Here is a 19,796-nt window from a genome sequence, read left to right as displayed (position 1 = left end):
ATTTTGAGAGCGATTTTGTCGCGAAGATTGAGTAAAACCGCAGGCGTAGTTGTTCTACGTCGAGGTTTTGCGATTGATGAGCGGCAAAAGCGGGCCAAAAGCCGGATGCGAGAACGAAGGTTTTATTTACGGATAAGCCCTTAAAACGACAACGCCCGAGGTGACAAAATGGAGAAAAAATCAGCGGGAGAGCTGTTTTCCCGCCTGGACGAAATAGTCGCTGTCCTCCGCTCGCCGGAGGGCTGCCCCTGGGACAGGGAGCAGACCCTAAGGACAATTTCGCCCTACCTGATAGAGGAAACCTTCGAGGCGGTGGAGGCCATTGAGGAAGGCGACAACGCCCTCCTGAAGGAGGAACTGGGCGACATCCTCCTTGAGGTGGTTCTGCTTGCGCGGATAGCCTCCGGGGAGGGCTCCTTTACCGTGGAGGATTCCCTTGAATCCATCTGCGAAAAACTCATCCGCCGTCACCCCCACGTCTTCGGCGGGGAAAAGTGGAACGGCCCGGAGGAACTTCAGCGCAGCTGGTCACGCATAAAGGCTCTGGAAAAGCCCAAAAGGGGGCTGCTGGAAGGCGTGCCCCGGAGCCTGCCCGCGCTGCACAGGGCGAGGAGAATCTCGGAGAAAGCGGCTTCCGTGGGGTTCGACTGGGAGAGCGCGAAAGGTGTTCTGCTGAAAATCCGCGAGGAATGCGAGGAGCTTACCGAAGCAATCGAAGCCAGGGATTCCAACTCGGCGGAGGAAGAGCTTGGCGACATCCTCTTCGCGGTGGTAAATCTGGGAAGGCGCCTCGGCGTGGACGCCGAAACTGCCCTCCACAGGACGACCGAGAAGTTCGCGAGCCGCTTTGCCTACCTTGAAAAAATCTTGAAGGACACCGGCAAATCCCCCGCCGACGCCACCCTTGATGAAATGGAAAATCTCTGGCAGGAAGCAAAGAAAGCCGAGAGGGAGTAAGTTATTAATTTCCCCTGAGCCTCCCGGTGAGCTCGGAAAGGTCTTTAAGGCCGAGAAGCTTCGCAAAGACTATATACCCGGCGACGCCCGCGGGAATCACCAGCAGAATCTCCAGAAGCCTCATCGAAAAGCCGGAAACCTTTCCGGCGAGGGCGATAAAACCGGCATCTCCCAGCCAGACCAGCGCCCCCATTCCAAGAGAGGCGAGCGCAATCAGGAAGAGGGGCTTGTAGAGGCCCTTGAAGGGGTTCTCTCCATTCTTTCTCCGGTACATTTCAGAGAGGTAGAACATGTTCACGGTGGAGGAGAAGGCCGTCGCGAGCGCCAGCCCGCCCTGCGCGAGCCCCAGGGGGAAGGCGAAAAGCCAACTCGCGAAGACGTTGACGACAAGCGAGACGAAGGCCCCTTTTACCGGCGTCTTCATCTCCTTTACGGCGTAAAAGCTCTGCGCGAAGACCCTGGTTATCGAAACGGGTATCATAGCCAGTGCGTAGAATTTCAGCGTGGTCGAGGTTCCGATCGTCATCTCGGGGGTAAAGCGCCCCCTCTCGAAGAGCAGCGCCACGATCGGCTCCGAGAGAATCATAAGGCCGATCGAGGCGGGAAGGACGATAAAGAACAAAAGCCTGATGGCGTGGCTTACGGTGTGGTTGAAGGATATCCAGTCCTCCCTCGCCGCCAGCCTGCTGAGGCTCGGAAGGCTCGCCACGCCGATGGATACCGCGAAGACCCCGAGGGGAAGCTGGAAAAGCCTTTCGGAGTAATACAGGTAGGAGACCGCGCCCTCAGGGAGCCAGGAGGCGAAGAAGGTGGAGATAACTATATTGAACTGGTAGACCGCTACGCCGAAGGTGGAGGGCCCCATCAGGAGGAGAATCTTTTTTAAGGGCTCGCTTCTGAAGGCGAAATCAGGAAAGTAGTGGAAACCGAGCTTTCCGAGCGGCCTGACCTGAATCAGAAGCTGCGCCACCCCGCCCACCAGAACCCCAAGGACCATAGCCATGATGGGCAGGTCGAAATACCGGTAAAGGGTCCAGGTCACGACTATGTTGCACAGGTTCAGAACAACCGGAGCCAGCGCCGGGTAGAAGAACTGCTCCCTCGCGTTTAGTATCCCCCCCGCTATTGCGGTAAGGGAGACGAAGGCTATGAAGGGGAAGAGCCACCGGGTCATCGAAACGGTGAGATTGAACTTTTCCGGGTTGTCCTTGAACCCCATCGCCACAACGTTGACTATCCACGGAGCGGCGAGAATGCCTAAAAGTACAATTACGGCCAGTATCAGGGTCAGAGCGGTTATTACCACCCGCCCGAGCTTGTGCGCGGCCTCGTCTCCCTCCTTCTCCATCACCTCGGTGTAGACCGGGATGAAAGATACGGTTAAACTTCCTTCCGCAAGGAGTCCGCGAAGCATGTTCGGGAGCTTGAAGGCGACCAGGAAGGCGTCCATGAAGCCGCCCGCGCCGAAGAGAGCGGCGGTGAGCGAATCGCGCAGGAGTCCCATCACCCTCGACAGCATGGTGGTCGAGGAGATTACTCCCAGCGCTCTGGCTATCTTTCCCGCTTCCGCGCTGGCCGCATGGCCCTTGTCCGGCATCCGCTCTCCTTCGGGACACTTTTTGAAATGATTGGGGAGGGTAGACCAAGATGAAAGACCCATCCACAAAAAAAATCAAAGGTTTAAAGTGCGGCCCGCAATAATAATCTTCGCCAAATCCCCGGAACCGGGAAAGGTCAAAACCCGGCTCGCCCAAACGATAGGTTTCGAGAGGGCCGTCTCCCTCTACCTCGCAATGGTCCGGGATACCGCCAAAGCCGCCCGCAAATCCGGGGCCTCGGTGCTCTGGCGGGTTGACGGCGAACCCGGAGCCTTGAAAGAAATAATAGGGAATGACAAGGTAAAGAGCCAATGCGGCGGGGACCTCGGGGCGCGGCTCTCCGTGGCCTTTGAGGAGGCTTTTTCCAGGGGGCTTTGCCCCGTAGCCGCCGTCGGAACCGACTGCCCCTCTCTCGGTGAAATCCACCTAAGGGATCTGCTGGAAAAATCCGCCGGGTTCGACGCCGCCTTCATCCCCTCGCCCGACGGGGGCTACAGCGCCATAGCGTTAAGAGCCCCCCTGCCCGCGGTTTTCGGAGCGATTCCCTGGTCCTCGCCCGACACGCTGAAAGTTTCCATAAAAAGAATAACCTGCGCGGGCAAAAGTCATTGCCTGCTGGACCCCTTGGAGGATATCGACGATATCGAATCCCTCCGCAGGTTTTCAAAATCCCTGTCCGGAAAAAATCGGTCCGGCGCTTCGGAGACCGGGAGAATCCTTTTATCCCCCGAATTCGCCTTTTTGACGTGAAAACAGACCCGAAAATGAAAATTATGGTGTAAATTTCTTAAATTTGCATCGAGTCCGGTTAGCGGCGAAAAACCGTCCACGCCACGATTTGCCGCACACCTTCAAAAGCGCTTGTAAATCAGGAAAAATGAGGATAAATTTCTAGCAACTGAATAATGATTTTCATTAACTACACTTTTCCTATGCAGGAGGGGAAAATGAACAAGGCCGAACTCATCTCCAAAGTCAGCTCCGCTGCGGACCTCAAGGTAAAGGACGCCGAAGCGCTTCTGGCCGCTCTGACCGAGGCCATCGGCGCGGCCCTCAAGGGCGGCGACAAGGTTGCGCTTACCGGATTCGGCACCTTCTCGGTGGCGAAGCGCAAGGCCCGCAAGGGACGCAACCCCCAGACCGGCAAGGAGATCAAGATTCCCGCCTCCACGGCCCCCAGATTCACCGCAGGGAAAGTCTTCAAGGACGCCCTCAAGTAAATTTTCTTCCGGTACGCAAAAAGCCGCCCCAACCGGGCGGCTTTTTTTATTGCAGCAAATAGAAGGGCCGCCCGATTGGACGGCCCTTCTATATTTCAGCGGTGTTCTTCTTAGAGGTGCGGAGCCAGAAGGTCTATCTTGGCCGTGTCCCGGAGGGTTTTGGCTTTCGCCTTTATGACGTTGCCGACTTCGCTCTTTGAAAGATAATCGACGATCTGCTTCTTGGAGTCTTCAAAAGAAGCCTTCGCGTTTTCCTTCTTTTCGGTCACTTTGATTACATGAAAGCCGAAATCGGTCTGGACGATGTCGCTCATCTCGCCCTTTTTAAGAGCGAAAGCCGCGTCCTCGAAGGGCTTGACCATCTGGCCGCGCGTGAAGGGACCGAGGTCGCCGCCCTGGGGGGCGGAGGGGCAATCGGAGTTTGTCTTCGCCAGTTCAGCGAAGTCGGTTCCGCCCTTGAGCTGGGCTAGAATGCCTTCGGCTTTCAAACGGGCGGCCTTGACTTTGTCCTCGCTGTCGCCCTTCTCGGTCTTGACCAGGATGTGGCTTGCCTGAACCTGCTCGGGCATCTCGAAGTACTTGGGGTTATCTTCGTAAAACTTCTTGGCGGTCTCGTCGGAAATCTTGACCGTGGGGACCAGTACGGTGGTAATGTAACTGTCAACCGTCAGGCCCTTTCTGATGAGGGTGTTCAGACCCTTTTCATCGAGGTTGTCCGCTTTCAGGGCGCTCTTGAACTCTTCTTCGGTCTTGAAACGCGCCTTGACCCCGTCGAATTCCTTCTTCACCTTCTCGTCGATGTCTTTGGGCTCTTGCTTTTTCGCTTCCTGGTAGAGGAGCTCCTTGTCGATCATCTCGTCGAGGACGTCCATCTTCATCTGGTCGTTGGGCGTAATCGCGGCGGAGTGCTTTCCGCCGGTGGCGCGGCTGAGTTTCGCCACGTAAGCCTTCATTCCCCGGTCGTATTCGGAGCGGGTCAGGGGCTCACCGTTTACGACGGCCACGGGGGCTGCGGGATTCATCTTCGCGGCAGCGGCTTCGCCCGTGGCTTCGCTCTTGGGAGCCGTATCGGCGAACTTCTTCAGCATGTCGGAAGAGGGGGGAGGCTGCACGGCGGGAGCGGCTTCGGCGGGTTTCGCTTCCGCCGGGGCGGCGCTCGCGGACTGCCCGGCCGTATCCTTTGCTGCGGCGTCTTTTTCATCGGCCTTGGAACAGGCCACCGTTCCAAAAAAACAAATGCACGTAACCACCGTGAGCGCGGCGGTCATCCTGAAATTTTTCATTTTGGGTGATCTCCTTTTTAGGACCAGGTCCATTAGATTTTATGCTGACGCTGTTTCAATCGGAAAAGCAGGCGCCTCAATGTCTGTAAAGCGCAAGGCTAAGTATTCTACCCTTCAAACCGGTCAAGGTCAAATAAGCTCTGTAGACTGATTTGACGAAAGCATATAACCTTACGTTTACAAGTATTCCGGAGAAATAATGAGCAAGGAACTTATTCTCGATATAACCGCCGTCGCGGATCAGGGCATGGCGCTGGCGAGATACGGCGAGAAGGTGGTTTTTATCCCCTACGGCGCTCCCGGCGACACCGCCGGGGTGATTATCCGCGAGGAGAAAAAAAACTACTGCGTAGGGGAAATAGTCCGCCTGCTCCAGCCTTCCCCTCTTCGCGCGGCGCCCCCTTGCCGCCACTTCGGAAGCTGCGGAGGCTGTTCGTGGCAGCACCTTCGCTACGGCGCCCAGCTTGAAGGCAAAAACGAAAGCTTCAGGGGATTTTCCGCCAAACGCCTCCGATTTGAGGACGACCCGTTCCTCCCCCCAGTAGCCTCGCCGAGGGAATACGGCTACCGCAACCGCGCGGCGCTTCAGATTGACGAAAAGCGCCCCTGGGTCGCCGGTTTCGCCCTCCGGCGCTCCCACGATGTCTTTTCGCTGGAGGACTGCCCGATACTACGGGAAAACCTACGCAAGGCGGCGGTCAAAGTCCCCGGTTTTCTCGGGAACAATAAACACCGGCTGACGCGCATCGAGCTTCAGGAGGACCTGAAAGGCTCTCTCTTCGGCGTCCTCTGCGGCGGTAAAACCTCTCCCTCTTTTTTGCGGGAACTGGCTGCGGAGCTTGGCCTTGCGGGGGTTTGCCATCAGGAGGGCGGCGATGAATTCTTCACCGGCGGAGAGAACTTCATGGATTTTTCGGCAAGCTGGCCGGAAGGTTCGCTGAAAATCGGGGTGACTCCGGGAAACTTCGTGCAGGCCAACCCCGAGGTAAACTTCGCCCTGATTGACTGCTTGAGAGCGCTAAAGCCTCTCTTTGATGGAAAGACGGTTCTGGACCTCTACTGCGGAGCGGGAAATTTCACCCTTCCCCTCGCCCTTGCGGCGAAAAAGGTCTACGCGGTAGAAGGCTACGGCCCCTCCGCCGCCGACGCCTCCCGAAACGCCCGCGAAAACCGGCTCGGAAACGTCGAAGTGATGCACTCCCCGGTAGCGAAGGTCCTTAAACGCCCTCCCCTCTCTGACTCGCGCCCCGCGTTTTGCCTCCTCGACCCTCCCCGCGCGGGGTGCGCCGACGCCCTGCCCGCTCTGGCCCTTCTGAGCCCGGCGGCGATAGCCTACGTGAGTTGCTCTCCCCCCACCCTTGTGCGCGACCTCTCCACCCTTCACACCCTCGGCTACAGGACGGCGCTTCTTCGGATGGCGGACATGTTCCCGCAGAGCGCCCACGCCGAATCCTTCGCCGTGCTGGCGAAGGAGGGCTCGGCGGAGTGGGATTTTTTGACATCGCTGAGGCAAAGTGCGTAAAATGACCCACCGGTAAAGTTCACAGGCAAGTCGCTCAGGCGGGGTAAAATGAGAAAAGAAAAAATCCTCATCGTCGATGACGAATACCTTATACGCTGGTCACTCTCGGAGAAGCTGAAAGAGCAGGGATTTCGCACGATTACCGCCGAGACCGGCGAAGAGGGAATCGAGCTTTTCCGCAAGGAATCGCCGGACATGGTCCTGCTGGACATAAAGCTTCCCGGCATCGACGGCATCGAAGTCCTCCGCCGCGTCAAGGAGACCGACCCTTCCATCCCCGTCATGATGATAACCGCCACCAGCCAGCTCGAAGTCGCCGTGACCGCGATGAAGCTGGGCGCCTACGACTATATCGCCAAGCCCTTCGAGTTCGTGGAGGTAAACAACAAGGTACGCCACGCCCTCGAAAACTCCGCGCTGAAGCAGGAGGTCGAGTACCTTAGGAACCACGACCCGAAGCATCAGGGGTTCGAGAGGATTATCGGCCAGAGCCAGGTGATGAAGGATCTCATCTCGATGGCCAAAAGGATCTCCCAGTCCTCCTCGACCACGGTGCTGCTGCAGGGCGAGAGCGGCACGGGCAAGGACATCTTCGCCCAGGCCATCCATTTCGAGAGCGACAGGCGGGACAAGCCCTTTATGCCCATCAACTGCACCGCCCTTCCCGAAGAGCTCCTCGAAAGCGAGCTGATGGGCCACGAAAAGGGCGCTTTCACCGACGCCAAAAAGCAGAAGAAAGGGCTCTTCGAGTTGGCCGACGGCGGCACCCTCTTCCTCGACGAAATCGGCGATATGAAGCCCGGCCTCCAGTCAAAGCTTCTGCGCTTCATCGAGGAGCGCGCCTTCAAGCGGGTCGGCGGCAACGAAGACATCCACGTCGATGTCCGCATAATCGCAGCGACAAATATGGACCTTGAAAGGGCTATAGCCGAAAAGTCCTTCCGCGAAGACCTCTTCTACCGCCTCAGCGTCATTCCGCTGACCCTTCCGCCCCTCAGCCAGCGCCGCGAGGACATCCTGCCGATTGCGCATCACTTCATCAGCCACTTCAACAGGGAATTCAACCGCTCCTTTGAGCGGCTTTCCGACGAGGCCGCGTCACTTATGATGCGCTACGACTGGCCGGGAAATATCAGGGAGCTTAGAAACGTAATCGAGCGCTCAATGATACTGAGCCCCCCTCCCGTAATCGGCGTCGAGAGCCTTCCCTGGAAGATAAAGGGCGAGCGCGGGGCGGAACTGCAGAAGGAAGCGCCGCTCCAGGCCGGTTTCGTACTTCCCGACAGGGGGGTGAACATCGACGACGTGGAAAAAGAGCTTCTGGTGCAGGCTCTGGAGAAATCCGGGAAAAACCAGACCCGCGCCGCCAAGATGCTGGGGCTCTCCCGCGACGCGCTACGCTACCGGATGAAAAAGTTCGACCTGTAAGAACATGAGAATTCTTGTGATTTTGGGCCACCCCGGCCCCGGCAGCTTCAACCACGCCATAGCGGAGGCGGCGACTTCGCAGCTTGCCGGAATGGGCCACGAGGTCCGCTTCCACGACCTTTGCGCGGAAAACTTCGATCCGAACCTTCCCGCCGGTGAAATTTCCAGAGACGCGCAGCTTCCTCCCGCTATCGAAGAGCACTGCCGCGACCTGGCCGAGGCCGAGGGGATAATCGTAATTCATCCGAACTGGTGGGGCGCGCCCCCGGCGGTAATAAAAGGCTGGATAGACAGGGTTTTCCGGCCCGAAGTGGCCTATCGGTTTATCGACGGAGACGGCGGCGAGGGCGTCCCCGTGGGTCTTCTCAAAGCCCGCACAGCCCTCGTCTTTCACACCGCCAACACCAGCTCAGACCGCGAGATCGAAGCCTTCGGCGACCCCCTTGACAACATCTGGCGCAAATGTGTCTTCGGCCTTAGCGGCGTCACCGGCGTCCGCCGCCGCACCTTCGCCATAGTCTGCACCTCCACCCCGGAGCAGCGGGAAGCCTGGCTTAAAGAAGTACGGGAGACGGTGAAGGAGGCTTTCGGAGGAGGATGATTCAGAGGCATGGGGCGGACTCGGCCCCACCAACTCCCCTGATTCTCATAGCTTCCCTGGCTGTCGGCCGGTACGCCAAAAATCAGTCTTGCGCTATGAAGCTTTTTAGCTCGACCGAGGCTACCCCTTCAAAATTCTGATGGTTGTAAAGGGTTACGTGGGAGCCGTTCACCCGCGAGTAAGTCCACAAATACGATTCCATGACGGTCATCGAGGGATTTTCATTCGCGGCGCGCCAGAATTCGTAGGAGAACTGGTCCGCCAGCCAGACGCCGTCAATCTCACGCCGGTTTGCGGCGAGTGAGTTCTCGTAAGGGTTCGCCGCCGCGAGCAAAAGCGCGTTGGGCGCAGTGAGCGTCTGCCCCAGCGCGCCGGAGTGGCAAGCCTCCACCACCAGCAGCACCTGACGGTACTTGTCCGAAGCGTTCATGGCGTTTAAGGCCGTGTTGAGCGCCTGGGGAGTGAGCAGGGCTCCCTGGCTGTAGGAGAGAGGGTCCGGAGAATCGACGAAAAAACCGCTCTGGTTGCCGTGGCCTGAAAGATACACGTAAATGTTGTCTCCCGGCCCGCTCAGGATTACCTGATCCAGCGTCTCCGATTGATTCCCCGTCAGTATGTCGATAAGCGCCGAGGCCGTAATTGAACTCAGGTTGTAGTCTATCCGGACTCCCTCGTACTGGTTCTCCCCGCCCTCCACGTACTGCACTACGCCGGGATAGGGATTGGCCGGATTGCCGGCGATATCGTCGGCCAGCACCAGGATGATTCTGTCGTCGCCGAGCCCGCTTTTTTTAAGGAGTCGGTACTGGGCCAGCGCGTCGGACTGGTGGCGGTAATTTCCCCATTCGTTCGAACCGGCGACAATGAGCGCCCAGAGGCCCGTTCTCGGTTCCGCCGGGCCGGGGGTCTGGGCGAAGACCTGGCGAAGGGACTCCGAAGCGTTCTGGTTCGCCGCGCCAGCGCCGTAATCCCGCCCGTCTCCGGTGGTGTAGAATTCCTTCTCGACGAACCCCCCGTTCTCCACCACCCAATGGTTGTAGTAATTCATCAAGGGATCGGTGTGATACTCAAGGTCGTAGTCAAAAGGCCCGGATGCTCCCGCGAGATCCGGGATGTTTCCTTCGGCTATCGCGTCAAGAGCGGCCCTGATATTCTCTTTTCCCCACACGATCTTCGGCTCCCCGCTTGCGTCGGCTATCCTGATCAGCGAGTCGGCAAGAGCTTCCCCGCCCTCGCCTTGCGACCCTTCAAGGCCGTAGGCAAGGAGCAAGAGCGCGTCATAGACGTTTGCCGCGAAGGGAGATGGCCGCGAGCCAAAACGCGCCTCGTAGGCCGCCTCAAAACCTGAGGCGGGGTCCTCGGAAGGAATCACCCCCTCCAAACCCTCGGCTTCCTGCCCCATTTTGGTCAGGATCTCCGGAAGAAACGCGCCGTCGCTGAAGATGACCCTGGTGTCCGGTGAAATCTCTTCGGCGTAACTATCTATGCAGGCCACCATGTCCGTATGGAGCGCCACCGCGAAAAGAACGTCCGGGGTAGACGCCAGCGCCTTGTCCAGTGAAGGCTTGCAGTCGACGGAGCCGGATTCGTACCGCGCTATGCCGACAGGCTCCACACCGGCCTCGTAGGCCAGAAAGCCGAACCAGTTGAAAAACGTGGAACCGTAGCTGTCCCAGCTCGTGACGAGCGCCGCTGTTCTCACCCCCCTGGTCTTCGCGAGGGTGAACATCACCTCAAGCTGGGCGGTGTCCGACTCCACCGTGCGCCAGATGTATTTTTTGCCGCCGTAGGCCTTGAAGATATCTTCCGAGGTAGCGGAGGGAGTGACCAGAACCTGTTTTTTGCGGATGAAACGCGACGCCACTTCCTCCATATCGGCAGAGGTGTTGGGGCCGATGAACGCTTTTATGCTGTCGTCCGCCAGAAGACGGTTCGACCCGTCCGAAATTCCTTCGACGGCGGTGTCGGCGTAAACAAGTTCAATCTTCCTTCCCGCCGCCGGCCCCGCGCCGTTAATGTCCTCGGCGGCCCAGTCCAGCACGTTTTTCCACCCCAGATTTTCCTCGCCGGTCAGGGGCAGCAGAACGCCGATTCTCAGCGGCTCCGGCGAAGATCCCCCTCCGCCGCCTCCGCCGCTGCAGGAGAGACAAAGAGCAAAAAGAGCCAGTAGTATAAAAGTCTTTATTTTCGGCATTTTATACCGCCTCTCTTCAAGGGGCCTCCGTAAGCCGCAGATCGGGGGTTCCCGCGTTGCACAAAGGAGCCCCGGTCGCGGATATTTCAATGTTTTTCCTGTCCGGGCTGACGGTTACCGTGAGCGGGGAACAAGTGTCGCTTCCCGTTACGGAGAGGCCGGGAGAAAGACTGAACCTGGTGCCCACCAGATTGAGATTCGCCCTCGCGGTGGCGGAATCCTGGGCGTTTGACACCAGAACGTTAAGGTTTTGAGCCAGCCAGGCGGTGTCGGCGCCTTCGGGAAAGGGGGCCGGTACAGCCCAGGAGGTGAAATCCTTCTGACCGGAGATTACGCGCAGATAGTGTTTGTTCGCCGCCGGGTCGTAGCGGGGCTCCACTTCAAGGGCGTTGAAGGTTCTCATAATCGTTCCGTTGGAGCCGTTAACGCAGGAGGAGTAATTGTATTCCGGGGTCGCGGTGTTGGCGCTGGTGTTTTCCAGTATCAGGTAGCTCTTCGGTAAGGAGGTGGACATATCCTTGCAGTAGGCCCCGTATTCCTTGAAGGCGTCCCCGCCGAAATAGAGCCAGTACTCGCCATCCTCGGTTACTCCGAATTCCTCGGAAAGGCTAGCGCAATCCTGGGGGAAGATAAACTTTCGCGTGGGCAGCGCCTTTTTAAGATCGATCCACAACGGCAGTCCAAGGTCCACAGGACCGGCGCTGCAGGTCATTATATCGCCGTAACAGGCTTCCCACCTGTCCACTGCGGTATTCTGATACCCCAAAACGCTGCTGCGCCAGACGACAAGGCCGTTTCGGGTCCACCCGTTCGGCGGGTTGAAGGCGTCCACGTCACTGCCGATATTGTAATCGCCGGGTTTGAGCAGAATATTGTCCACGTCTGCAATAAGATCGGCGGTTTCAAAATAATAGCTCTCGAAGGCGTGCATGTTTTCGGTGTTGGTCCGCACTCTGGCGGCGTTGCCCGGGGGCTCCGGGGAAAGGGTCTCGTAGGGGGCGAAAGAGGCGAGGTAGCCGCAGGAGTTGAGCGGCCCATCGCCCGAGCAGTCCGCCGCGGCCATCCTTGCGGTGTACTCGTCATACCTGGCGAAAACACCGTCCATGTTAAGGGTGTTGTTCGAGTACTGGAAAACGTTGCTCAAAACCCGCGTCCTGCAGGAGTAGGAGGACTCTATGTCCAGAAGCGTATCGCGCCAGGTTTTGTTGAAAACGGTGATTCCCATTACCTTGCCCGAGAGTTTGAGCCGCATTTCCTCGATGGTCGAATCGACGTCTACGTCCACCTCGATAAGGCCCATGAAATAACCGCCCGTAACGATCGAAGAGAGATACCTGTCGCCGCATGCCGCACGAAACTGCTCGTAATCGGAGACAAACTGGGCCTGCCTCACCGGCAGGAGGACCGGCGCTGCCGGATAGCCGCAAAGCTTTCGCTCCTCCCGGAAAAGTATGTAAATCGCATTGTCTTTGAATTCCGTGTCTTTCAGATAGCTGAAACCCCCAGAGACGCTGACGACGTCGAATCCGGCCACGGAAACTCCCGCCTTGGCCGAGGCGCCTATCGACATGTGTTTCGCAAGTTCGTCCACGTTTTCGACCAGCTCGAAAGTGTAGTTGTAAGCGTTCGCGCAAAGACCGGGGAATTTCACGTAATCCGGGCTCACGCAAAGCCCTTTGAGGCCGTAGTTCGTTTCATCAAGGCCGATTCCATAGGCCATGTTCGTGGATATCGGCAGAGCGCCGTAGTCCCCGTGGAATATCCCGACCTCGACCGGCGTAGAATTCGAGGGGGGAGGCTGTCCGGATATGAGACGCTGCCGTTCGGCGATGGCGAGAACCTTTCCCGCCTGAGAGTATGTTTCGGCACCCGCCGTTACAGCGGCGGCTTTGGCTTCCGTTTCAGCTCCGTATTTTTCGGCCAGAAGACCGTAGGTATGTTCCGCAAGGGACGCTGTCTGCTTCGTTTCGCTTCCGCCATTGAGCCCTGTAGAAAAATCGAAGTCCGCAGACAGCCCGAAAGCCGTTTTCACCATCGCAACTGCCGCGTCCCGGTCCGCCGCGGTCTGGTCTTCCACAAGGGCCGCCGTCATGGTGGTCCATACCGAAATCTCTTTGCGGCCTAAAGTCGAGACAAGGGAATAGGAAGAGGAGGAAAGCCGGTTGTCGGCGGAAAGGGTCTGGCCCTTCACGGCCTCGGCTACCACCGTCTGCCAAACGGCGTCACGGGAAGGGTTAAAAATCGAGTAGTCGCCCTGCGAATCGGAAATGGAGAAGGGTTCGTCTTCGCCGCAGGCGAAGTTTCCGTCCAGGTCGAGGCATACGCGCGCCCCGCGAAGAGAAACGGTTCCGGAGACCTCGCGGTTGGAGCCCTCAGCGCAGGCTGAGCAAAGAAGCGCTGCCACGGCGGCGCAAAACAGTCCCCATCTCGCCCAAACCATCATCGGCACCCCCGGCTGAAAGAACCGGCTCCGTCCCCGGTCATTGGGGACGGAGCCTCGTCTCGTCAATTTTTAAAGGCCGTCGTAAACCAGCCTGATGGCTTCCTTGGTGGGACGAACTTCGACGCACTGCCCCTGAACGGTACCGTTTACCCAGCCGTCCAGGCTCTTTCTGTCCGCGCTGACGGTCACCGCGCCGTCAGGAACGAGTATGTCGTACTCGATGTAGAAGGGGAAAGAGTACGTGCAGCTGATGTCGTTCAGCAGTTGACCGTAGCTGCTGGCGCCCCGGAATTCCACGCAATTCTCGGGTACGTTTCTCCAGTTGTTGGGCTCTCCGGCGTAGAAATAGTCGGCCACTTCCTTGCCGGTGAGGTTGTCACCGCTTGTGACCCACTCGAACTGCTGATACTGGGTGGGCTGGGCCATGTCGGTTCTTTTCAATCCGACCCAGGAGTGGTCCGGGTTGCCGTTGCTCTTGAGCATACTCACGAGCTTGTTGAACTCCACGACGTTGTTCAGGACGACCAGATGGCCGCCTTGGGACTGCGCGTAAGCGCTGGCGGCGTCCCAGGTCATGGCGGTTGCGACCCACTCGTATTTGGTGATCGGGTGGACGTCTCTCTCGAAGGTGAGATCGTCTGCGAACTTAAAGCCCGTGTTGATGAGGTCGATGTTAGTTACCGCCTCGCCGGTTTGCGCGTAGCAATCCACCGCGGTCCCGAGACGAGCCTGAGTGAAATTCTTGTCCAGGGTGGGTGAATCGTTGGCGGCGGTGGAGAGGGTCTCCTGCTGCTCCGTCTGGTCGTTGATTATCTCCAGGTTGTTGAAGTTAACGTTGACCAGGAGCTTGTCGTATTTGGTCGAGACGGTTGAGCCGTCGGGGTTTACGTCGCGGGCCATGTTGTAGGAAAGAGAGGTTGGGGACCCGCTGGTGTTGAAGATGTCGAGATAGGTCAGCGGTTCCGATGTCGCCATCCTGGCGCAGCTTACCTGGAACAGCTTTGCCGAGTCGCCGCCGAGAGCCACGGTAGCCCCCTCGATGTCGTCGTTACCGAGAAGCCGCTGTATGTCGCGGCAGTCCCTCGGCTCGCGCCACGCCTCGAAGGGCAGGTCCATGATGATTTCGTTGAAGGTCTGAAGGCCCTGTGCCGTGGGATTATCCGTGCAGCCGGTAAAGTCGGTGGTGCACTTTCTGAAAGCCGCGTCCATTATCAGCTTTCCGCGGGCTATCTGATTCTTCTTCGCGTAAATCCCGGCCGGGGTGTACCCGGTCCAGTCGTAGTCGGCCCTTTTCACCAGCATGGTGGAGATGTAGCTTTCGAGTATTTTGTAGTCTTCGTACTGGCCCATGATCTTGGTGGTGAAATTCAGGTTTTCCACCTGCTTCTGGAAGCGCGGAACGCCGCCGGAGATCGTGGCGTAGTCTGCGAAGGTGGCGGTGTACGCGCACTTCTTGTAGGCGACGTTGTCGTCGTGGCATTCGTTCTCGGGATTAGAGATGGCGTCGATAAACTGATCGGCCGCGTTGAAAAAGTCGTCCAGGTCGTTTATGAGCTGGTCGGGGGCGGGAGCCTCAAGGCCGAGAAATTCCGGGCTTACCCCGCGGGAACCGATCATTATGTTTATGCTGGTGTTCCCGATCGTCTCCTGGATGGTGCTCTGGAGATCGCCTCTGACCGAGACAGAGACCGGGCCTTTTCCGTATTTTCCTTCCAGCTTGACCGTAAGGTCCTTTTTCGAGCTTGAATCGGAGGTGTTTATTTTCAGGAGGCCGTAATAGGCGCCGCCCGTCGTGACCTGATCGAGATAGCGGTCGCCGCAAGCTTCCCGAAAAGCGCTGTAATTGCTGACGTAGGAAGCGACGTCCGGGTTGTTTACCAGGAAATTGTCGGCCAGGCTGACTCCGAAGAGCTTGTAGCCGCTGAGAATGTACTCGGCCTTGATTAGCGCGTAAATAGCCGACTGGTCCTTGCGGTATTCGTTTATGAAGCGCCCCTCAAGGGAGCCCTGGACCACCGCGGTGCCCAGATCGAGGCCGCCGCCCACGTTGAGCAGTTCGCGGAGGTCTTTTTCAGACTTGATGAGGCGGAAGAGGTAGCTGCGAGTGTTCTGCGATATCGCCAGCTCCGGAATCGCCGAGGCTTCCGGAACGTCGAGGCAGTAAGAGCCGCTGACCACCTTGCGGGTGATCTCGTCCATGCCCACGCCATAGCTCATGGTGGCCGCATCGACGGGAATGGACTGGAATATCTCCTCTCCCACTATAGCCGAGGTGGAAGGCGCCGCGTTGGTGGGCGGAAGGGGTTCGTTGGCCACGATATCGGCCACGTAGTCTGCTACGAGCGCGGAATCGTCGATAAAAACCTGCACGGTGGAGTCAAGCCGCTGCTGCTGCGTTGCGCCCGCCTCGGCGGAGGAAGCGTACATGTCGCCGTAGAGCTTCGTGGCGTGGCGGATGAAAACGTCGATTTCCCCATCGTCCGCGTAGCCGGATACGAGGGAGGAATCTTCCGATATTCCGAACTTCGTCTTGAGGCCCGCTTCGTCGTAGGTGCTCTGCGTGGCCAGCAGGGTGGTGAAGATTGAAATGGCTTTGGGCTCCCCGGGCAGGGAAACCAGGGTGAAACGCGCTTCAGGAGAAACCCCCGTGTCGCTCCACACCGTATCTTCGTCAACCATGAGCACAAGGGTTTTACCCTCGACATCCTCAGGATCGACTCCGAGTTTGAATCTGCCCTCTTCCGAAGTCTGGGTTGAAGGCTCTCCCGCGTTCAGGGCCAAATCCCCGTTTTGGTCGAGAAAAACCGTCGCACGGCTCAGCCCTTCCGGCCCGGAACCCGTTACGCTCTTGTCCGAAGAAGATGAAGAACACCCGGCCAATACGAGCGCTCCGGACAGCAAGGCCAGACCACAGCTTAATACCTTCGATTTCCTCATTCCCCGTCTCCCTTCCCAACGAAATACCCTTCCCGGCAAAAGCCGGGGGGCAGTTCAGAAAATATCTTTCATTGTTACACCCAATTCTCAAAACATCAATATTGTTTTATTTAATGACACTTTTAATATTTAAATATATCTTAAAATATCTATATTTTATAAATTTTTGAATTGTCATAAAATTTTTATGAAAATCATTTTCCGGGAATACCTGCGACGCGCAAACGATACTGCCCGGATGCCGGGTTATCGTATGCACGTTGCACATTTCACGCCGGAGGCCCTCCGCCCCGCCGGTTCCCTGCCTTGGGAAAGGTTGCTCACAGGTGCCGCCCCTTGACAAGCTATCCCTTTGAGCAATATATTTATTATAGTAAAGGGGAGTAGCATTCCGCCGGTCGTTCATGGCTGGAGCCCCGGCGGGCCCGACGCCGTCAGGACGGTCAAAAGACCCGGTTTCGGGATACGAATCCTGTATTTGCAAGACCTTTACCCAGCGCTTTAACGCGCCGAGGGTAAAGGTCTTTTTTATTGCCCCAGGCGAAGCCTGTAGGAGGTAAAAATGCAGGAAACGGCCTCTGTCGGAACGCCCGCGCTCTGGGCGGGTTTCATCGTCTTCGTCATCGCCATGCTCGCGCTCGACCTTGGCGTCTTTCACAAGAAAGCGCACGAGGTGCGGCCAAAGGAGGCGCTTTTCTGGTCGGTTTTCTGGATCAGCCTCGCCCTTCTCTTCAATTACTGCGTTTACTCCATGTTCGGGCAGGAAAAGGGGATGGAGTTCCTCACCGGCTACGTAATCGAAAAGGCCCTTTCGGTAGACAATATTTTCGTCTTTCTGATGCTCTTCACCTATTTCAACGTGCCCTCCACCCATCAGCACCGGATACTCTTCTGGGGAATCCTCGGTGCGCTCTTGCTGCGCGGCATCTTCATAGGCGCCGGGGCGGCGCTGGTAGCCTCCTTTCACTGGATTCTCTACCTTTTCGGCGTCCTACTGACCGTCACCGGCGCGAAGATGCTCTTTTCCGGCGACGAGCCCCATGACCCCGAGAAAAACGCCGTCTACAGGCTTTTTCGGAAAAATGTCCGCTGCACGCCGGATTTCTCCGGTCAGGATTTCATCGTGAGGTGCGGCGGCAAATGGTCGGCTACGCCCATGCTGCTTGTTCTGGTCGCCGTGGAGGCCAGCGACGTAATGTTCGCGGTGGATTCCATCCCGGCGGTTTTCGCCGTGACGAGCGACCCCTTCATCGTCTACACCTCCAACATCTTCGCAATTCTGGGCCTTCGAGCGCTCTACTTCCTTCTGGCGGGCTCTATAGCCAAGCTTCGCTTTCTCAAGCTGGGACTCAGCATGGTGCTGGTTTTCATCGGCGGAAAAATGCTCGGCGCGGGAGTCTACAAGGTGCCGGTTTCAGTCTCCCTCAGCGTAGTCGCCGCCCTTGTCGGCCTGTCCGTGGCCGCTTCGCTCCTCTACCCCGCCCCCGAGGCCTCCGCCGAAGCCGCGGAGGAATAACGAAAGACGCCGTCAACCCGGCTGGCCTACCGTGAAACATGGAAGGGCGTTTCGCATTTACCCGGCGAAGCGCCCTGTTTTTTTGCGCCTGATTATTCCCCCGCCGAATTTTGTAACCCTTTCATTTACGTGGAATCTAAAAGCCGTATTGCCAAAGGCGGGGAAATCCCTTCCCCGATTTTGAAAATCCTGCCTTGCGGCACACCACACATTTTTGGCGGAGAAGATTTCATGAAAAAAAGCGTGAAAAACCCGATCCTGGCATCAATGGCTTTTGCGGCGCTCGCCCTGCCTCTCGCGGCGTTCGCGGCGGACGACGCTCTCCAGCAGAAGGTCGACGCCCTCACCAAAGAGGTCGAAACCCTCAAGCAGCAGCCGGGCAAGTTCGACTGGCTCACCATCGGCGGCGATTACCGCTTCCGGGTCGATTCCCTCCACGCGACGATCGCCGACTACTACCAGTTCACCGGCGACCCTCTCGCCCCGGCCGCGATGAAGGAAGAGGATGTCAAAAACGACACCCTCTATACCAACCGCCTCGGCCTCAACATCAAGGCGAAGGTCACGCAGGACGTGAACCTCACCACCCGCCTTCTGATGTACAAGTCCTTCGGCAACAGCGATGCAAGCGCAACCTCCGGCACCTTTTTCGCCGACAGGGTCGGTCAGTTCGACGGAACCCAGGGCCACACCCCCGGCGACGACAAGCTTCTGGTCGATCAGGCGTTCATCACCTGGAGCAACATAGCCGACGAGCCGATCTGGTTCTCGGTGGGCCGCCGCCCCTCCACCGGAGGCGTTCCCTCCCATCTCCGCCAGAACGCGGACAAGCCCGGCAACGGCGGCATTCCCTCGCTGATGGTCGATTACGCCTTTGACGGCATGTCGCTCGGCTACGCTCCCGACATCGAAGCCCTTCCCGGAGCATACGGCAAAATCTGTTACGGCCGCGGCTTTGAATCGGGCTATGAAAAGGATTCCGACGCCGGAGCCCTTAACGACATGGATATGCTCGGCATCTCCCTCGTTCCCTACGAAACCGACCCTCTCTACCTCAACGTGCAGTGGAACCGCGGCTACGACATCATCGACGCCCCGGTCATAGCCGATTCCGCGTTCGGCCCCATGTCTCCCTCGGTCAACCTCGGCTCCATCGACTGGTTCGGCGTCACCACCCTCTCCACCCTCAAGAACGTGGGCCCCGGTTCCCTTAACTTCTTCGTCTCGGGCGCGGCCAGCGTCACCCACCCCAACGACAATCTCAGCGGCGGCATGGCGGGGCTCATGTACAACGCGGGCGAGGAAGCCGAGTCAAAGTACGGCTGGGGAGCCTACGCGGGTGCGCGCTACGACATAACCTCCACCCGCACCAAAATCGGCGCCGAGTACAACCACGGCTCCAAGAACTGGGTTGCGATGGACCACGCCTCCGACGACATGTGGACCGGCAAGCTCGGCGCGCGCGGCGACGTTTACGAGGTCTACCTGATTCAGGAACTTGACCGCAAGGCGATCGCCTCTTACAACGCCCGCGCCTTCTTCCGCCTCGGCTATCAGTACTACAACTTCGATTACACCGGCAGCAGCAACTGGGTAGGCGCTCCCCAGAAGATTTCCGAACTCGACGACCCGATGAAGCAGCAGCTTTTCGCGCCCGTCAAAAACGCCCAGGATCTTTACGCGACCTTCGAGGTCCGCTTCTAAACAAGACGACGGGGAAGGAGTAACGGACTCCTTCCCCGCCTCTTTTGGACAAAAGTCAGTCCGAAAAGGATAAGTCATGAAAAAAATCGCAGCTACAATCGTTCTCGCTCTCTTTGCCACGCTGCTGCTTTGTCAGGGGTCTCTGGCCGACGAGATCAAGGCCGTGGCCGTCATAACAAAAATAGAGCTCGCCGCCGACGGCGCTTCCGCCGTGGTCGCCCTCAAGGAAAACAAGACCGACGCCGTTATTGAAGTCCTCGTCACGGACGACCTCACCCTGGACAAGTTCAAGGACCACCGCATAGTCGTAGGCGACGAAATCAGGCTGAAGTATCAGGTCGAGGACGGCAAGAACATAAGCAAATATTTCAGGAAAACCGCCGGCTGCTGAAG

General features: G+C 58.0%; 14 protein-coding genes. 9 read left to right on the top strand and 5 right to left on the bottom strand.

Going from position 1 to position 19,796, the window contains the following annotated elements; genetic code table 11:
- Positions 1 to 168 precede the first annotated feature (168 nt).
- Complete coding sequence (locus EPN96_09040) at positions 169 to 957, top strand: nucleoside triphosphate pyrophosphohydrolase (protein ID TAL16575.1); 789 nt, start codon at positions 169 to 171, stop codon at positions 955 to 957.
- Positions 958 to 961: 4 nt separating this feature from the next.
- Here EPN96_09040 and murJ read toward each other — a convergent pair whose 3' ends face one another.
- Positions 962 to 2,617 carry a murein biosynthesis integral membrane protein MurJ gene (gene murJ / locus EPN96_09035; protein ID TAL16574.1) on the bottom strand — a complete coding sequence of 552 codons (1,656 nt, stop codon included), beginning with the start codon at positions 2,615 to 2,617 and terminating at the stop codon, positions 962 to 964.
- Here murJ and EPN96_09030 point away from each other — a divergent pair.
- Positions 2,586 to 3,305, top strand: a complete 720-nt coding sequence (locus EPN96_09030; protein ID TAL16573.1) for a glycosyltransferase — start codon at positions 2,586 to 2,588, stop codon at positions 3,303 to 3,305. The genes murJ and EPN96_09030 overlap by 32 nt on opposite strands.
- Positions 3,306 to 3,502: 197 nt before the next feature.
- Positions 3,503 to 3,775: an HU family DNA-binding protein gene (locus tag EPN96_09025; GenBank protein ID TAL16572.1), complete on the top strand. Its 273-nt coding sequence runs from the start codon at positions 3,503 to 3,505 to the stop codon at positions 3,773 to 3,775.
- Positions 3,776 to 3,885: 110 nt separating this feature from the next.
- On the opposite strand, the gene EPN96_09020 is transcribed toward EPN96_09025, so the two are convergent.
- The gene (locus tag EPN96_09020) at positions 3,886 to 5,091 is read right to left on the bottom strand and encodes a peptidylprolyl isomerase (protein ID TAL16571.1); all 1,206 of its coding nucleotides are present in this window, start codon (positions 5,089 to 5,091) and stop codon (positions 3,886 to 3,888) included.
- A 166-nt stretch (positions 5,092 to 5,257) separates the two neighbouring features.
- Between EPN96_09020 and EPN96_09015 the strand changes: the two genes are divergently transcribed.
- Genes EPN96_09015 through EPN96_09005 form a run of 3 tightly spaced genes read left to right on the top strand, consistent with a single transcriptional unit; the run spans position 5,258 to position 8,609 of the window.
- Positions 5,258 to 6,580, top strand: a complete 1,323-nt coding sequence (locus EPN96_09015; protein TAL16570.1) for a class I SAM-dependent RNA methyltransferase — start codon at positions 5,258 to 5,260, stop codon at positions 6,578 to 6,580.
- Positions 6,581 to 6,628: 48 nt separating this feature from the next.
- A complete protein-coding gene (locus tag EPN96_09010; GenBank protein TAL16569.1) occupies positions 6,629 to 8,008 on the top strand; it encodes a sigma-54-dependent Fis family transcriptional regulator in 1,380 nt (459 codons plus the stop codon).
- A gap of 4 nt (positions 8,009 to 8,012) precedes the next feature.
- Entirely contained in the window at positions 8,013 to 8,609 is a 597-nt protein-coding gene (locus EPN96_09005) for a flavodoxin family protein (protein TAL16568.1), read from the top strand.
- An 82-nt stretch (positions 8,610 to 8,691) separates the two neighbouring features.
- On the opposite strand, the gene EPN96_09000 is transcribed toward EPN96_09005, so the two are convergent.
- From EPN96_09000 to EPN96_08990, 3 genes are all read right to left on the bottom strand, one after another.
- Entirely contained in the window at positions 8,692 to 10,803 is a 2,112-nt protein-coding gene (locus EPN96_09000; protein TAL16567.1) for a hypothetical protein, read from the bottom strand.
- Positions 10,804 to 10,819: 16 nt separating this feature from the next.
- Positions 10,820 to 13,246, bottom strand: coding sequence for a hypothetical protein (locus EPN96_08995; protein TAL16566.1), 2,427 nt, complete (start codon positions 13,244 to 13,246; stop codon positions 10,820 to 10,822).
- Between the two features lie 69 nt (positions 13,247 to 13,315).
- A complete protein-coding gene (locus EPN96_08990) occupies positions 13,316 to 16,183 on the bottom strand; it encodes a hypothetical protein (protein ID TAL16565.1) in 2,868 nt (955 codons plus the stop codon).
- Positions 16,184 to 16,745: 562 nt separating this feature from the next.
- On the opposite strand from EPN96_08990, the gene EPN96_08985 reads away from it, so the two are divergent.
- The 3 genes from EPN96_08985 to EPN96_08975 all read left to right on the top strand — a co-directional run bounded on the left by EPN96_08985 (position 16,746) and on the right by EPN96_08975 (position 19,794).
- The gene (locus tag EPN96_08985) at positions 16,746 to 17,699 is read left to right on the top strand and encodes a TerC family protein (protein ID TAL16564.1); all 954 of its coding nucleotides are present in this window, start codon (positions 16,746 to 16,748) and stop codon (positions 17,697 to 17,699) included.
- A 231-nt stretch (positions 17,700 to 17,930) separates the two neighbouring features.
- Positions 17,931 to 19,403: a DUF3373 domain-containing protein gene (locus EPN96_08980; GenBank protein TAL16563.1), complete on the top strand. Its 1,473-nt coding sequence runs from the start codon at positions 17,931 to 17,933 to the stop codon at positions 19,401 to 19,403.
- Between the two features lie 76 nt (positions 19,404 to 19,479).
- Entirely contained in the window at positions 19,480 to 19,794 is a 315-nt protein-coding gene (locus EPN96_08975) for a hypothetical protein (protein TAL16562.1), read from the top strand.
- Positions 19,795 to 19,796 lie beyond the last annotated feature (2 nt).

The organism is bacterium (assembly GCA_004322275.1).
Lineage (GTDB): Bacteria > Desulfobacterota > Deferrisomatia > Deferrisomatales > BM512 > SCTA01.
The sequence above is the reverse complement of the archived record's forward strand: the minus strand, read 5'-3'. Positions and strand labels throughout refer to the sequence as shown.

What these genes read in the sequence shown, in the direction of transcription:
- EPN96_09040 (TAL16575.1), top strand. Translation starts at nt 169, where the DNA reads ATGGAGAAAAAATCAGCGGGAGAGCTGTTTTCCCGCCTGGACGAAATA.
- murJ (TAL16574.1), bottom strand. Translation starts at nt 2,617, where the DNA reads ATGGGTCTTTCATCTTGGTCTACCCTCCCCAATCATTTCAAAAAGTGT.
- EPN96_09025 (TAL16572.1), top strand. Translation starts at nt 3,503, where the DNA reads ATGAACAAGGCCGAACTCATCTCCAAAGTCAGCTCCGCTGCGGACCTC.
- EPN96_09020 (TAL16571.1), bottom strand. Translation starts at nt 5,091, where the DNA reads ATGGACCTGGTCCTAAAAAGGAGATCACCCAAAATGAAAAATTTCAGG.
- EPN96_09015 (TAL16570.1), top strand. Translation starts at nt 5,258, where the DNA reads ATGAGCAAGGAACTTATTCTCGATATAACCGCCGTCGCGGATCAGGGC.
- EPN96_09010 (TAL16569.1), top strand. Translation starts at nt 6,629, where the DNA reads ATGAGAAAAGAAAAAATCCTCATCGTCGATGACGAATACCTTATACGC.
- EPN96_09005 (TAL16568.1), top strand. Translation starts at nt 8,013, where the DNA reads ATGAGAATTCTTGTGATTTTGGGCCACCCCGGCCCCGGCAGCTTCAAC.
- EPN96_09000 (TAL16567.1), bottom strand. Translation starts at nt 10,803, where the DNA reads ATGCCGAAAATAAAGACTTTTATACTACTGGCTCTTTTTGCTCTTTGT.
- EPN96_08995 (TAL16566.1), bottom strand. Translation starts at nt 13,246, where the DNA reads ATGATGGTTTGGGCGAGATGGGGACTGTTTTGCGCCGCCGTGGCAGCG.
- EPN96_08990 (TAL16565.1), bottom strand. Translation starts at nt 16,183, where the DNA reads ATGAGGAAATCGAAGGTATTAAGCTGTGGTCTGGCCTTGCTGTCCGGA.
- EPN96_08985 (TAL16564.1), top strand. Translation starts at nt 16,746, where the DNA reads ATGCAGGAAACGGCCTCTGTCGGAACGCCCGCGCTCTGGGCGGGTTTC.
- EPN96_08980 (TAL16563.1), top strand. Translation starts at nt 17,931, where the DNA reads ATGAAAAAAAGCGTGAAAAACCCGATCCTGGCATCAATGGCTTTTGCG.
- EPN96_08975 (TAL16562.1), top strand. Translation starts at nt 19,480, where the DNA reads ATGAAAAAAATCGCAGCTACAATCGTTCTCGCTCTCTTTGCCACGCTG.